Raw genomic sequence first — 14,297 nt, 5'->3', positions numbered from 1 at the left:
CGGACTTTTCTACGGAACGGGAAGCGGGCGGTTCTGACGGGCGGAACCTAGCGCAGGGTTAACAGCTCAAACATATCCCCAAAACCGTTTCCCCGGCGAAGGCCGGGGCCCAGATTCAGTCTGAGCGGTTTGGGATGATCCGAGATGCGTCCCAGCCAACTCGGCGAGAGCTGGTGGGGTCGATCTGGGCCCCGGCTTTCGCCGGGGAAGCGGATCTTTGTCTACTCGTCGATGCACAGCCGCACGATTTCCGCCCGCAGTTCCGGCATGCCCAGGCCCTTCTCGGACGAGGTGGCCAGCACGCGGGGGAAGGCGGCGGGGCGCTTGGCGATGGCCTTGAGCGTGTCGGCGACGACCTTGTCGACCTCGGCCGGCTTGATCTTGTCGGCCTTGGTCAGGACGATCTGGTAGCTGACCGCCGCCACGTCCAGGGCGTCCAGCGCCTCCAGGTCGACCTTCTTCAGGCCATGGCGGGCGTCGATCAGGACGTAGACGCGCTTCAGGTTCGGGCGGCCGCGCAGATAGGCCCGGCCCAGGTCCTGGAACTTGTCGGCGATCGAGCGCGAGACGCGGGCGAAGCCGTAGCCGGGCAGGTCGACCAACCGCACCTGCTCGGCCAGCAGGAAGAAGTTGATCTCCCGCGTGCGGCCCGGCTCGTTCGAGGCGCGGGCCAGGTACTTCTGTCCGACCAGGCCGTTGATCAGGCTGGACTTGCCGACGTTGGAGCGGCCGGCGAAGGCCACTTCCGGCAGGTCGGCCGGCGGCATGGCGTCCATGCGCACCGCGCCCATGATGAACGAGACCGGCTGGGCGAAGAACACCCGCGCCGTCTCGATCTGCTCCTCGGAGAACTGGCTGTTGTCCGAGAAGTCCGGGGCGCCCGTGGGGGGAAGGATCGGGTCCTGGCTCATCAGGTCGCGCTGGCGGGCTTGCCCTGCAGGCGAGCGATGATCTTGTCGATCGGGTTCTCGACCTTGTAGCGGCGCATGATGATGTACTGCTGGATGATGGTCAGGATGTTGCTCCAGCACCAGTAGATCACCAGGCCCACCGCGAACTGCGACAGGGTGAAGGTGAAGATGATCGGGAACAGCTGGAAGATGCGCTGCTGGATCGGGTCGCCGGCCGGCGGGTTCATCGCCGTGGTCAGCCACATGGTGAAGCCGTACAGCAGCGGCCAGACGCCGATGTGCAGGGTGGTGCCCAGGATGCCGCCGATCAGCGGGGCCGTCGCCGGATCCCACGGGATCGCGCCGAACAGGTTGAAGATCGTCGTCGGATCGCGCGACGACAGGTCGTGGATCCAGCCGAAGAACGGCGCGTGGCGCATTTCGATGGTGACGGTCAGCACCTTGTACAGCGAGTAGAAGACCGGGATCTGCACAAGCATGGGCAGGCAGCCCATCATCGGGTTGATCTTCTCCTTGGCGTACAGCTGCATCATTTCCTGCTGCTGTTTCGCCGGGTCGTCCTTGTGCTTGGCCTTGAGCTTCTCGACCTCGGGCTGGATCTTCTTGATCTTGGCCATGCTCTCATAGCTCTTGTCCGCCATCGGATAGAGGATGAGCTTGAGCACGACGGTCAGCAGCATGATGGCCAGGCCGAAGTTGCCGACCAGGCGATAGAAGATCTCCAGGATGTTGAAGATCGGACGGGTGAACATGGAGAACATGCCCCAGTCCACGGCCCAGTCGAAGCGCGGGATCTCGGCCTTGCGGCTGTCCCAGAACTTCCACCACGCGGGCGCCTGGCCGTTGTACTCGTACTTGCGCAGCAGCGGCACGGTCTTGGCGCCGGCGAACAGGCGGGTCTTCTGCGTCAGGGTCGCGCCCGGGTTCAGGGCCTGGGTCGGGCCGACGAAATTGACGTCGTAGATGTCGGCGCCGCCAGCCTGGGTGACGCGGTACTGGGCCTTGATCGTCTGGTCCTGGCCGGGGATCAGGGCGGCCAGCCAGTACTTGTCGGTGATGCCGGCCCAGCCGCCGACCGAGTCGAAGGTCGTGAGCGGCTTGTCCTTCTTCCACTTCTGGTACTTGGCCAGTTCCAGCTTCTGGTCCTTGCCCGAGCCCAGCACGCCGATGGCGCCTTCGTGGACAATCTGGGTCTTGCCCAGGTGGTCGGTGATACCCTGGCGCTGGACGGTGGCGTAGGGGGCCAGCTGCAGGCCGTTGGTCCCGTTGTTCTTGACGCTGTCGGTGACCGTGAACATCGCCTGATCGTCGACGGCGATGATGCGGGTGAAGGTCAGGCCGATGCCGTTGTCATAGGTGAGCGTGACCGGCGAGTTGGGACGCAGCACCTGGCCCGGCGCGGCGGTCCAGACGGTGCGGCTGTCGGGCAGGCCCGGCAGGTTGGCGCCGGCCCAGCCGAAATCGGCGAACCAGGCGTGCTCGGCGCCCTCGGGGCGGAACAGCTCGACCGGCGGCGAATTCTTGTCGATCGTCTCGGCGTACTTGCGCAGGAAGAGGTCGTCGATCCGCGCGCCCTTCAGGGCGATCGAGCCCGAGAGCGCCGGGGTGTCGACCACGATGCGCGGGCTCTGGGCCTTGGCGGCGTCGCGCGACAGGCGCAGCGGGGCGGGGTTGCCGTTGGCGTCCAGCGTCACGCCGGGCGTGGCGGCGACCTTGGCTTCGGCGACCTTCTTGGCGCGCGCCTCGGCCTCGGCCTTCTTCTGCTGCGGACCCAGGACGAAGAACTGGTACCCGATCAGGATCGCGAACGCGCTGACGATGAACATCAGCGTGTTTTTGTTGTCGTTCTGCATGGAGCGCTTAACCGGAAACTTTGAGATCGGGTTGTTGGGAAGAGGCGGCTTCGGCCACTTGGTCGGTAGAATGGGCGCCGGACGACGGTCGCGGGACTCTGGGTCCCGCCCGATCGTACTCGGCGGCGAGGCTTATCAGCGCGGTTTTGACGTCGTCAAGCAAACGCCCCCATTCGCGGGTCCCTGTGCCCCCGCGGGCGATGAACACATAGTCGTGCGAGGGGCGCGCATGAAGGGGCAGGACCAGGCGCGCGGCCTCGCGCAGGCGGCGCTTGGCGCGGTTGCGCTCGACGGCGCCGCCGATCTTCTTGGTGGCGGTGAAGCCGACCCGCACGGTCGGATCCTGGTCGGCCCGCTGGCGCATCTGGATGAAGACCGCGCCGCGCGACAGGGCCGGCGCCTTGGCGGCCAGCAGGAAGTCGGGGCGCTTCTTCAGGCGCTCGAACGTCAGGGCTTGCGGGGCTTCAGCCATGAAAAAAGCCGCCTTTCCGGCGAGAACCTGGAGCCAGGTCTGTGGAAAAGGCGGCTTTGATCATCGTCTTACCTCCCGAGGGAGGAAGAGAAATTAGGCGGTCAGGCGCTTGCGGCCCTTGGCGCGGCGACGCGCGACGACCTTTTGGCCGTTCTTGGTGGCCATACGCGCGCGGTAGCCGTGACGGCGGGCACGCACGAGCTTCGACGGCTGGAAGGTGCGCTTCACGACGTGGCTCCGAAATGCAAAAACGTTGAACGCGAGGCCATGGGCTCCGCGAGTGAGGGGCGGTGGATAAAAGAACGGGCGCGGGATGTCAACCTGAGTCGGTTCAGAGGGTTAGATACTGGCCCCCTCCGCGCTTCGCGCTCCTCCCCCATAGGGGGAAGAAGGATCGCGGTCACCCGGTCTTCCCCCTCCGGGGGAGGAGGGCCGCAGGCCCGGAGGGGGCCCTACGGCGTAATCACCGCCTTGCCCACCACCTTCCGCTCGCTGAGCAGCCCGAACGCCTCGCGCCACCGGTCCAGCGGAACCTCGGCATGCACGTGCGGCGAGATCATCCCTTCGTCCGCCATCCGCCACACCGCCTGCGCGTTCTGGCGGCCCTTCTCGGGGAACTGGCGGCCGTATTCGCCAGCCCGCACGCCCATGACCGAGAAGCCCTTGATCAGCGGCATGTTGACCGACACCGTCGGGATCCGCCCGGAGGTGAAGCCGATCACCAGCAGCCGCCCGTCGAAGGCGATGCAGCGGACGCTTTCGTCGAACACGTCGCCGCCGACGGGATCGTAGATCACGTCCGCGCCCCGGCCGCCGGTGATCGCCTTCACCGGCTCGCGGAAGCCATCTGTGACGTTCACGACCGCGTCGACGTCGTAGAGCGCCTGGATGGCCGCCAGCTTGTCGTCCGAGGCCGAGGCGGCGATGACCCGCGCGCCCAGCGCCTTGGCCAGGTCGACGGCCGCGAGGCCCACCCCGCCGGCCGCGCCGTGGACCAGCACCCACTCGCCCGGTTCCAGCCGGGCGCGGCGCACCAGGGCGACATAGGCCGTGAGGTACGCCGCGCCATAGGCGGCGCCCTGGGCGAACGACAGCCGCGCGGGCTTGGGGCGCAGGCCCTCGGCCGGCAGCACGGCGTACTCGGCGAACCCGCCCAGCCGCGCCCCGCCGACCACGGCCTCGCCTACTTGGAGGCCCGTGACGCCTTCGCCCAGGGCCGCGACCTCGCCGGCGAGATCCAGGCCCGGCGTGAAGGGCAGGGGCGGTTTGAACTGGTATTCGCCGCGCGTCATCAGAAGGTCGGGGAAGTTGACGCTGGCCGCGCGGACGCGGACCAGGACCTCGCCTGGACCGGGGGCGGGCGTGGCGACCTCGCGGACCGCGCAGCCGGCGAAGTCGGGCGCCAGGGCCTCGACGACGAGAGCGCGCATGGTGGTCGCTGTCATGCCCCCTTCCCCCTTTGATGGGGGAAGGGTTGGGGTTGGGGGTGACAGCCTTTCAGCATGCGGCTCGGCCGCGCGAAATCGTCAGGCGGCGTCACCCCCATCCCTGCCCTTCCCCCATCGAAGGGGGAAGGGAGAAAAGGGGCGCGCATCAGTCGACCCACTGGTCGAAAGTTTCCTTCACCAGCCCGGCGATCTCCCGGCAAGCCGAATCCGCCGCCGGGATCGCCCCCGTGAAGGCGGTGAAGCCGTGCGCGAGGCTGTCGTAGCAGCGGTAGAGCACCGGGACGCCGGCCGCCTTCAGCCGCTTGGCGTAGGCCTCGCCCTGGTCGACCAGGGGGTCGAAGCCGGCGGTGGCGATGACGGCGGGGGCCAGGCCCGTGAGGTCTTCGGTCTTGTCGGGCGACACGCGCGGATCGGCCGGGTCGGCGTCGGCGCCCATATAGTGGCCCATGAACCAGTCCATGGTCGCGCGGGTCAGCGGATAGGCGTCGGCATAGGTGGTCATCGACGGCGTCTCGCTGGCGACGTCGACGGCCGGATAGATCAGGATCTGGGCCGCCGGTTGCGGCTCGCCGGTCCGCTTCATCTCCTGGGCGACGATGGCGGCGAAGTTGCCGCCCATGCTGTCGCCGCCGATGGCCGGCGGCGCCGAGGCCGCGCCGAAGCGGGCGGTGTTGTCGCGCGCCCAGCGATAGGCGGCCAGCACGTCCTCCAGCCCGGCCGGGAACTTGTGGTCTGGGGCCAGGCGATAGTCGACCGAGATCACCGCCGTGCGGACGATCCGCGCCAGCACCGAGCAGAAGGCGTGGCAGGTCTCCAGGTCCCCGATCACCCCGCCGCCCATGTGGGCGTAGACGATCAGCGGCGCGGCGCTGTCCTGGTTCTCGGGGCGATAGGCGCGGCAGGGGATCGCGCCGTTAGGGCCCTCGATCGACAGACTCTCGGTGCGCACGCCCGGCTCCAGCGGCCCCTGCACGGCGGCCAGGCCCCGGGCGCTGCCGGCCACGGCCTCGGCCGGCGACAGGCTGGACATCGGCGGCAGCTTCTTGGCCGCGTGGGCGAAGAACTGGAAGCGCGGGTCCAGGGTGCGGCCGCCCTTGTACACCACGCCTCCGCCCGACATGGCCCGCAACACCGGGCTGGGCAGGGACAGGATCAGCTTCAGGATAGTCTTCTGGGCGTCTGCCATGCGTGCTCCCGATGTTCTCTGGTTATGACCCGTCTCCCCGGCGAAAGCCGGGGCCCAGATTCAGCCTGGGCGGTTTGGGAGATCCGAGATGCTCCCCGCCAGCTTTCCAGGCGCTCGTGGGTTCGATCTGGGTCCCGGCTTTCGCCGGGAAAATCGGGTTGAGGGGCTGTGGACATCAAAGCCTACAGCCTCGGCAAGGCCGGCAGGCCGCCCAGGATCAGCTTGACCGCGAAGTCCGTCGCGCCCTCGGTGTCGACGGGGCGGCGCTCCAGCATCTTGTCGCCGATCTCGCGGGCCACGGCGATGCAGGCGCTGGTCAGGTAGTCCAGGTCGACCTTGGGCGTATGTTCGTGCTCCAGCACGCGGGCGAAGGCCTCGCGGACCTCGTCGAACACGGCCACGATCTCGGGCGTGGCGCGGGCGTGCGGGATCTGCTCGCCGGCCGGGCGGTTCAGGCGCCAGCTCTCCTGCTCGACGGCCAGGAAATCGAAATAGGCCAGGATCGCCCCGCGCAGGAAGCTCTCGAAGTCGGTGGCCTTTTCGGACTGTTCGCGCAGCAGCGGCCGGAAGCGGCGGGCGCCGTCGTCGGCCAGGGCGTCGAACACCTCCTCCTTGGACTTGTAGTAGTTGTAGAAGGTGCCCGAGGCCAAACCCGTGCGGCGGATGATGTCGCGCACCGTGGCGGCGTCATAGCCCAGCTCGCCGAACACCTCGCGCGCGGCGTCCAGGATCGCCTGGCGGTTGGCGGTCTTGGTCCGCTCCCGCTTTCCCGGCCGCTGGTCGACGTGGGGCTTGGGGAAATAGGCGATATTCGACATGGGCCGCGACTCAAGAGCGGGACGTTCGTGACGCCCCGTCATGATCACAGCCTTACTCCGCGGCAACACGCAAGACTTTCGCGGCGCGTGGTTTGATAGGCAGCGGGTTTCCCTTGGCCTTCGCCCGCTTCACGCCCCGCTTCAGCTCCTTGCGCAGGTCGTAGGCGTATTCCCCGCAGTTGATCTGGATGGTGTGCCGGGCCGAGGCGACGTAGTGCGACTTCACCGCCTGGTGCATGGCGTCGCGCTCGTCGGCCATGGTCGCCGGATCGGGCAGGGCGTAGCGGCCGATCAGATAGGCGGCGATCAGCTTGGACTGCTCCTCGGCGATCGGCATCATCGCGCACAGCGGCTGGACCAGGGCGACCATGAACAGGTTGTCGAAGCGCGGATCGATCATCCGCTTCCACAGGGCGATGTCGTTGTCCGGCGCGTCGATGGTCAGGGTGTCGAAGAACGGGAAGGTGATCTTGTAGCCGGTGCACCAGATCACCGCGTCGGCCTCGACCACCGAGCCGTCCTTGAAGATCACCTGGCTTCCGGCGAAGCGCTCGATGTCGGGCTTGATGGTCACGTCGCCCGAGCCGATGCGGTTGTAGAGTTCGTGGCTGATGGCCGGGTGCGATGCGCCGAAGTCGTGGTCGGGCTTGGGCAGGCCGTGGTCCTCGGGCCGGCCGTGCACGGCGGCGATCTTCTTTTCCAGCATCCGCGCGACCATCCGGGGCGGCAGGATCCGCGACAGCAGCGGCGGGTCCTGGCTGGGGTGGTTGTTGAAGTGGTCGAGGACCTCGTTGCCGAAGTAGCGCGGCACCACCCAATAGCCCCGGCGCACCGACAGCCAGACCCCGTCGGTGTTCTCGCGCCGGCCCAGCTCGCAGGCCAGGTCGAGCGCCGAATTGCCGAAGCCGACGATCACCACCTTCTTTCCGCGCAGGTCGTGCGGCGTCGTGGGGTCGATGTAGTAATGGCTGTGCATCTCCAGCCCGTCGAACTGGCCGGGTGGCCGGGGCTCGGGCCAGCGGGGATCCCAGTGGTGGCCGTTGGCGACGCACAGGGCGTCGTAGAGCCGCTTCTCGCCGGTCTCCAGCGTGATCTCCCAGAGGCCCGCCATGGGGTCGTCTTCACGCCGCTTGGCCCAGGTCACCGCGCACTGGAAGGTGATGTGCTGGCGGAAGCCGAAGTGGTCGACATAGTCGTCGAAGTATTTCGCGATGTGGCTGTGGTGCGGATAGTCCGGATAGTCGGCCGGCATCGGGAAGTCCGAATAGGCCATCTTGTCCCGGCTGGTGTTGATGTGCAGCGAGCGATAGGCGCTGCTCATGCCGTTGCGGTTCTGGAACACCCAGTTGCCGCCGACCCGGTCCGAGGCCTCGAAGCAGTCGAACGGTATGCCGGCCTCGAAGAGCTGCTTGCAGGTCGCGATCCCCGACGAGCCCGCGCCGATGACGCAGACCCTGGGCAGGGCGGGATCGGGCGCGCGCGTACGGGCGGGAACGGCGGAACCGTCGGCCATCGAGCTTCCTCCCGTCGCCGGCTGACCAGCGACTTATCGTTGTTCAGGAAGCATGCGCCCGTGGCGGGGGAGGTCAATGTTTACGCGAGGGGAAGCTGCTTGTGCGGCATTGCCGTATTTTCTACTTGTCATGCATACGGCAATGCCGCACCATCCAGCCATGCACACCGTCGCCATGACCGCTGCTTTCCTGGCTCAGGCCAAGGCCGAGGGCATGACGGAAGCGGAGATGACGGCGGCTGTGCTCTCGATTTCCGGCGACCCCGAGCAGGGCGATCTCATCCAGGGTTCGGGCGGCTGCCGTAAGGTTCGCGTCGCGGGAAAAGGGAAGGGAAAGTCGGGCGGCTACCGGGTCGTGACGTTCTTTGGCGGCCTGGACATGCCGATCTTCCTGATCGCCGTCCTGGCGAAAGGATCCCGAGCGAACTTCTCCGCCGCGGAAGTCAAAGCCATGTCGAGCGTGACGAGCCTGCTCCGAGACGCCTATGCGAGGAAAAGATCATGAGTAAGAACTTCAGCCGCATCATGGATGGCCTGAACGACGCCTTGGCCATCGCCGAAGACCGGGCCGATCCGGCGACTTACCGCGTCCACGTTCCCGGCGAGGTGGACGTCAAGGCCATCCGGACGAAACTGGGGCTGACCCAGGCGGAATTCGCTGCGCGCTTCGGCTTTCCGAAGGCAACGGTCACGGACTGGGAGCAAAAGCGCCGCAAGCCGGAAGCCAGCGCCCGCATCCTGTTGACCGTCATCGATCGCGAACCCGAGGCGGTGGAACGGGCGCTGGCCTCGGCTTAGAGCCCCTTCACCGGGACCTCGATCTCCCACACCGCCTCGGTGATCGCCTCCAGCTTCTCGCGGTACAGGGCCGAGGCGTCGTGGAGGCCCTGGTTGTAGTAGTAGGGGCCCAGCCGCTCGCTGATGAAGTCCAGCAGGAACTCGGCGTCGAAACCCTTCACCTCCAGATCCAGCTCGGTCCGCATGTAATCCGAGAGCCCGCCGATCAGCTTGGCGCGGGTGTCCTTGTCGAAGATGATCTTGGGCATGGGGGCTCCTTTGCGGGAGAGGTAGCGCACTTGCCCCCTCCGCGCCTACGGCGCTCCTCCCCCGGAGGGGGAAGAAGGACGCCGCGTCACCTTCCGCCCCTTCCGGGGGCGGACGATCGCGAAGCGATCAGGTGGGGGCCAGCAGCGGTTCCGTCTTAATCTCCGCCAGCGCCGCCACCGGCAGCTTTCCTCCAGCGGCGCGCGCCCGCGTCTCGCCCTTGGCGATCTCCTTCTTCAGGTCGGCGCAGTAGACGTTGAAGTCGACCTGGATGGTGTGCCGGGCCGCCTGGTAGAATTGGCCGAGGTGGCGTTCCTCGTCCTTGGCGATGATCTTCGCCATCTCGGCGTCCGAGGGCGGCGCGTACTTGCCGACCAGATAGGCGGCCGCCAGTTTCGCCTGCTGCTCGGCGAAGTTCACCAGGGTGGGCAGGGGCTGGGCCAGGCCCATGAAGAACAGGTTCGGCACGCCCGGCTTGATCATGCGCTTGAACAGCGGGAAGCGGTGGTCGGCGTCGGGCTTCAGGGCCGGGTCGTCGAAGAACGGGAAGCTGATCTTGTAGCCGGTGGCGAAGACGATGGCGTCGACGTCCTCGACGCTGTCGTCGGCGAAGCGCACGCGCTTGCCCTCCAGCACCTTGATCGCCGGCTTGAACTTGATGTCGCCGCAGCCGGCGCGGGTCAGAAACTCGCCCGAGACCGACGGGTGGGCCTCCAGCGGCTCGTGGTCGGGCTTGGGCAGGCCGTAGTCCTCCATCTTGCCGATGGTCTTCTTGATCACCGAGCGCGCCAGCTTCAGGCCCAGCCCCTTGGGCATCCAGGCCGGCATGGCGGATTTGTCCGAGGGCTTGCCGTTCATATATTTGGGCAGCACCCAGACGCCGCGCCGGGCCGACACCCACAGGGTCTTGGCGATCGGCCGCTGGGCCAGCTCGCTGGCGATGTCCATGGCCGAATTGCCCATGCCGACCACCACGACGTTCTTGCCGCGCATGTCCACGGGATCGAACGGGTCGCTATAGGCGTGGGCGTGAAAGGCTGGGCCGTCGAACTCGCCCGGATATTCGGGCACGCGCGGGTCCCAGTGGTGGCCGTTGCAGACGAACAGTACGTCATAGAGCCGCGTCTCACCGGTCGACAGGGTCACCGACCACAGGCCGTCGTCGGTGCGTCTGGCGCTCTCGACCCGGGTGTTGAAGGTGATGGTCGGCCGCAGGCCGAAATGGTCGACATAGTCCTTGAAGTACTGGAACAGCTGCGCGTGGTGCGGGAAGTCGGGCCAGTCCTTGGGGACCGGAAAGTCCTCGAACGCCAGCCGCCACTTGCTGGTGTCGATGTGCAGGCTCTCGTAGCAGGCCGACATCCCGTTGGGGTTCTTGTAGTACCAGTTGCCGCCGATCTCGTCGGACATCTCGAAGCAGTCGTAAGGGACGCCGTAGTCCTTCAGCCGCTTGATCGTGGTGAAGCCGCTGCAGCCCGCGCCGATGACGCACGCCTTCGGGAGCCTGCCCATGGGGACCTTCGACATGTCTCCACCCATCCCTGACTTATCGTTGTTCAGGTGAGCATACCGGCGTTATGCGGGGCGGCAAGCGGCCGTTGGGGAAGCCGACTATTCCCGCAGCATCTCGCGGCCCGCCCAGACGCTGTGCGTCCCGCTGCTGAGCTTGTGGGGCAGGGCGATGCGGCAGACGATCGCGAACGACTGGGCGTCGACGATCGCGCACTCGGACGTCCCCTTGGTCTCGTCGATCAGGAAGCTGATCAGGTAGCCGTCGTCCTCGTCCTTGGCGCCGATGCGTGGGGCGAACGGCGCCTCGCTGGCGTAGACGCCGTCGGGCAGGTCGATCGACCAGCTCTGACCCGTCTCCAGGTCGTGCTTGACGAAGCCGTTGAACAGGAACCAGCCCGGCTTGGACGTGGTCGAATAGGCATAGCGATAGGGCTTGCCGGCGTATTTCTGATTGAACATGCCGAATTCGAGGATCCGGTCGTCCAGGTGCTTCTCGGTCGTCTCGCCGGTCTTCAGGTTGAAGCGCCAGCGGTGCAGCTTGGGCCGGAAGCTGTGCTCGTCCAGATAGGCCATCAGGTGGCCATGGCCGTCGGGGGCGCTGTCCAGCGGGCGCGGGATCGGGTTCTCCTGGAAGTAGCCGTCCAGCACCACCTCGTCGCCGTCCTCGTAGGCGTTGAGCCAATGCAGGACATAGGTCGGCGCGGCCTCGAACCAACGCGGCTCGCCGCCCTGTCGCGGGACCAGGGCGAAGCGGCTGGGCAGGCCCTTGTGCAGGCGCACGGCGTGGATGTCGCGGGCCATCAGGTCCTGGTCCCAGAACACCGGCAGATCGTTGAGGATCGCCCAGTGCTCGGAGAACGCCATGTCGTGCGGCAGGCGAAGGCCGGGCAGGGGCACGGGCTGGTACACCGTGCGCTTGCCGCTGGCGTCGACCACGCCGTAGTGCATGTGCGGCCAGGCCTTGGAATAGTTGAAGAACATCAGTTCGCCCGTGGCCTCGTCGACCTTCGGGTGGGCCGAGACGCCTTCCAGCGGGGCCCAGGCCGCGACGCCCAGGGTCTCCAGGGTCAAGGGATCCAGGCGATAGGCCTCGCCGCACTGGTAGAAGGTGGCGATGGCCTCGCCGTTATGGACGACGATGTCGGTGCTGGCGGTGTCCTTCAAGGACCCATGGGCCCCGAAGCCGGGGCGCTTGGAGGTCCCAGGGCCGTCCATCAGGCCGCCCCACAGGCTGGCTCCCACCTCCTGCTCCGCCTCGAAGCACCGTGTACGGATGAAGCGGTTGCGGTAGGTCGCCGCCCCGTCCTTGAACTCGATCTGGCAGACCATGCCGTCGCCGTCGAACGGGTGGTAGCGGCCGAGCGGGTCGTGGACCGGGTTCTCGGTGTTGCGCAGGTAGACGCCGTCCAGGTCGGTGGGGATGGCGCCTTCCAGCACCGTCAGGTCCCAGGCGTTGACCTCCTCGTGCAGCGGCGTCCAGGCGCCGGTCATGTACGGGTGGTTGGTCGGCGACAGCGAGGTCCGCACCTTGGGCAAGCGGTCGACTTTCATGGGCGGCGTCCTCCTCGTCGAAGGGCAGCCTAGAACCGGTCAGTCTTGTTGTGCAAGTTTCCCTTGGGGTCCATTGGCCGGCCTGCTTAGCAGCACCGGCAGGCACAGCAGGCCCAGGGCCGCGCCGGCCGTCCAGACTAGGCCGGGGAACCAGCCCCGGCTGGCGAAATAGACCTGGGCGATCACCACCGGGCCGATGATCGAGGACAGGCTGGCCAGGCTGGCCAGTACGCCCTGCAGGCGGCCCTGCTGGTCCTCGCCGACCTGGCGCGACAGCAGCGACTGGATCACCGGCTGGCCAACGCCGCCCAGGCAGAACATCGGCAGCAGCAGGAAGGCCATCCAGCCCTTGGTCGCCAAAGCGATGGCGACATAGGCGAAGGCGTCGCACAGGATGCCGAAGGTCAGGGCCTTGCGCTCGCCGAAGCGCTCGGCCAGGGGGCCGGCCACGAAGGCCTGGGTCAGGGCGGTGAAGACGCCGAAGCCGGCCAGCGAGAAGCCGATGGTCCAGGGATCCCAGGCGAACTTGTCCTCGCCGTACAGCACCCAGATCGTGCCGCCGACCTCGCCGACGATGGTCAGCATCGAGAAGGCGACCAGCAGCGGCAGCAGGGCCGGGAAGGCGCCGGCCCAGCGCAGGGCGGCGAATGGGTTGAAGGCCGCGCGATCGATCGGGCCGGCTTTCCGCGCCGTGTGCGACTCGGGCAGCAGGAACAGGGCCATCAGCAGGTTGACACCGTTCAGGGCCGCGGCGGCCAGGAACGGCGCCCGCACCCAGAACCCGCCCAGCAGGCCGCCCAGCATCGGGCCCAGGATGAAGCCGATGCCGAACATGGCGCTGAACAGGCCGAAGCGGCGAGCCCGCTGCGCTTCGGGGGTGATGTCGGCGATATAGGCCTGGGCGACGGCCATGTTGGCCCCGGTGATCCCGGCGATGGCGCGGCCGACGAACAGCCAGGCCAGGGTCGGGGCCAGCGCCATGAACACATAGTCGATCGCCGCGCCGGCCAGCGACACCAGCAGCACCGGCCGGCGGCCGACCTTGTCGCTGATCGCCCCCAGCACCGGGGCGCACAGGAACTGCATCAGGGCGTAGAGGCCCAGGAACGCCCCGAACCGCCAGCCCAGGTCGCCGGTGTGGCCGACCTCGCGCAGCAGGCGCGGGATGATCGGCATCACCAGGCCCAGGCCCGCGACGTCCAGGGCGACGGTGGCGAGGATCAGGCCGAAGGCGGCCTTCGAACGGTCGGCGAACAGGCGGGTCATAAAATTTATCATCGATAAAGTTCCTTATCGGCGATAAAGTCCGGATCGGCCGTCAGGTCAAGCCGATTCAGATGGGAACACGATGAAGGTCGATCGCCGGCGCATCCTGGAGACGGCGCTGGAGCTGCTCAACGAGGTCGGGGTCGACGCCCTGTCGACCCGCGTCATCGCCGACCGCCTGGGTGTGCGCCAGCCGGCCCTCTACTGGCACTTCAAGAACAAGCAGGCCCTGCTGGACGCCCTGAACGGCGAGATCCTGGCGCGGGCCTCGGACGCGCGGACCCCTCGGCCGGGCGAGACGTGGCAGGACTTCCTGCGCCGCAACGCCCGAAGCTTTCGCGCCGCCCTGCTGTCCTATCGCGACGGGGCGCGGGTCCATGCCGGCACCGAGGCCGCGCCCGACGACCTGGACCATGTCGAGGCCCAGATCCTGCATCTGGCGGCGGCGGGGTTTTCGCCTGGCGCGGCCCTGCAGCTGTTTGTGGCCGTCAGCCGCTTCGTCGTCGGCTGCGTGCTGGAGGAGCAGACTTCGCCGATCAGCGGCTCGGCCGAGCAGGCGCGGCTGGACGAGGCCGCCCGCGCCTATCCCGCCCTGGGCGAGGCGATCGCCCATTATCGCGAAGGCGGTCACGAGGCGCTGTTCGAGCGCGGCCTGGACCTAATCGTGAAGGGCGCGGAGGTGGAGTTGGCGCAGGCGCGACTTCCTCCCTCTTAGAGAGAGGG

General features: G+C 67.5%; 14 protein-coding genes and 1 pseudogene. 3 read left to right on the top strand and 12 right to left on the bottom strand.

The window, feature by feature from the left end:
- Positions 1-221 precede the first annotated feature (221 nt).
- The 8 genes and pseudogenes from yihA to MZV50_RS21750 form a co-directional block, all read right to left on the bottom strand.
- The gene (gene yihA / locus MZV50_RS21785) at positions 222-911 is read right to left on the bottom strand and encodes a ribosome biogenesis GTP-binding protein YihA/YsxC (RefSeq protein WP_252631428.1); all 690 of its coding nucleotides are present in this window, start codon (positions 909-911) and stop codon (positions 222-224) included.
- Positions 911-2,764 (bottom strand): membrane protein insertase YidC, encoded by a 1,854-nt coding sequence (gene yidC / locus MZV50_RS21780; protein ID WP_252631427.1) that lies wholly within the window; start codon positions 2,762-2,764, stop codon positions 911-913. Before yidC ends, yihA begins: the two co-directional genes overlap by 1 nt.
- 7 nt (positions 2,765-2,771) lie before the next feature.
- Positions 2,772-3,236, bottom strand: a complete 465-nt coding sequence (rnpA, locus tag MZV50_RS21775) for a ribonuclease P protein component (protein ID WP_252631426.1) — start codon at positions 3,234-3,236, stop codon at positions 2,772-2,774.
- Positions 3,237-3,329: 93 nt separating this feature from the next.
- A complete protein-coding gene (gene rpmH / locus MZV50_RS21770) occupies positions 3,330-3,464 on the bottom strand; it encodes a 50S ribosomal protein L34 (protein ID WP_004622337.1) in 135 nt (44 codons plus the stop codon).
- A 224-nt stretch (positions 3,465-3,688) separates the two neighbouring features.
- Entirely contained in the window at positions 3,689-4,681 is a 993-nt protein-coding gene (locus tag MZV50_RS21765; protein ID WP_252631424.1) for an NADPH:quinone oxidoreductase family protein, read from the bottom strand.
- A 148-nt stretch (positions 4,682-4,829) separates the two neighbouring features.
- Positions 4,830-5,953 (bottom strand): annotated as a pseudogene (locus tag MZV50_RS21760) (alpha/beta hydrolase).
- Between the two features lie 99 nt (positions 5,954-6,052).
- Positions 6,053-6,688 carry a TetR/AcrR family transcriptional regulator gene (locus MZV50_RS21755; protein WP_252631421.1) on the bottom strand — a complete coding sequence of 212 codons (636 nt, stop codon included), beginning with the start codon at positions 6,686-6,688 and terminating at the stop codon, positions 6,053-6,055.
- A gap of 52 nt (positions 6,689-6,740) precedes the next feature.
- Positions 6,741-8,201, bottom strand: a complete 1,461-nt coding sequence (locus MZV50_RS21750; RefSeq protein WP_252631420.1) for a flavin-containing monooxygenase — start codon at positions 8,199-8,201, stop codon at positions 6,741-6,743.
- Positions 8,202-8,361: 160 nt separating this feature from the next.
- Between MZV50_RS21750 and MZV50_RS21745 the strand changes: the two genes are divergently transcribed.
- Positions 8,362-8,706: a type II toxin-antitoxin system RelE/ParE family toxin gene (locus MZV50_RS21745; protein WP_252631419.1), complete on the top strand. Its 345-nt coding sequence runs from the start codon at positions 8,362-8,364 to the stop codon at positions 8,704-8,706.
- Positions 8,703-8,999, top strand: a complete 297-nt coding sequence (locus MZV50_RS21740; protein ID WP_252631417.1) for a helix-turn-helix domain-containing protein — start codon at positions 8,703-8,705, stop codon at positions 8,997-8,999. Before MZV50_RS21745 ends, MZV50_RS21740 begins: the two co-directional genes overlap by 4 nt.
- On the opposite strand, the gene MZV50_RS21735 is transcribed toward MZV50_RS21740, so the two are convergent.
- The 4 genes from MZV50_RS21735 to tet all read right to left on the bottom strand — a co-directional run bounded on the left by MZV50_RS21735 (position 8,996) and on the right by tet (position 13,574).
- Positions 8,996-9,247, bottom strand: coding sequence for a DUF2164 domain-containing protein (locus tag MZV50_RS21735; RefSeq protein WP_252631416.1), 252 nt, complete (start codon positions 9,245-9,247; stop codon positions 8,996-8,998). The two genes, MZV50_RS21740 and MZV50_RS21735, sit on opposite strands and share 4 nt — an antisense overlap.
- A gap of 127 nt (positions 9,248-9,374) precedes the next feature.
- Positions 9,375-10,757: a flavin-containing monooxygenase gene (locus MZV50_RS21730; protein ID WP_252631415.1), complete on the bottom strand. Its 1,383-nt coding sequence runs from the start codon at positions 10,755-10,757 to the stop codon at positions 9,375-9,377.
- A 99-nt stretch (positions 10,758-10,856) separates the two neighbouring features.
- The gene (locus MZV50_RS21725) at positions 10,857-12,308 is read right to left on the bottom strand and encodes a carotenoid oxygenase family protein (protein ID WP_252631414.1); all 1,452 of its coding nucleotides are present in this window, start codon (positions 12,306-12,308) and stop codon (positions 10,857-10,859) included.
- A gap of 39 nt (positions 12,309-12,347) precedes the next feature.
- On the bottom strand, positions 12,348-13,574 hold the full coding sequence (gene tet, locus MZV50_RS21720; protein WP_252631413.1) for a Tet(A)/Tet(B)/Tet(C) family tetracycline efflux MFS transporter: 1,227 nt from the start codon (positions 13,572-13,574) through the stop codon (positions 12,348-12,350).
- A gap of 82 nt (positions 13,575-13,656) precedes the next feature.
- Here tet and MZV50_RS21715 point away from each other — a divergent pair, with 82 nt between their 5' ends.
- A complete protein-coding gene (locus MZV50_RS21715; RefSeq protein ID WP_252631411.1) occupies positions 13,657-14,289 on the top strand; it encodes a TetR/AcrR family transcriptional regulator C-terminal domain-containing protein in 633 nt (210 codons plus the stop codon).
- The last annotated feature ends 8 nt before the right edge of the window (positions 14,290-14,297 follow it).

Source organism: Caulobacter segnis (assembly GCF_023935105.1).
GTDB lineage: Bacteria > Pseudomonadota > Alphaproteobacteria > Caulobacterales > Caulobacteraceae > Caulobacter > Caulobacter segnis_B.
The sequence above is the reverse complement of the archived record's forward strand: the minus strand, read 5'-3'. Positions and strand labels throughout refer to the sequence as shown.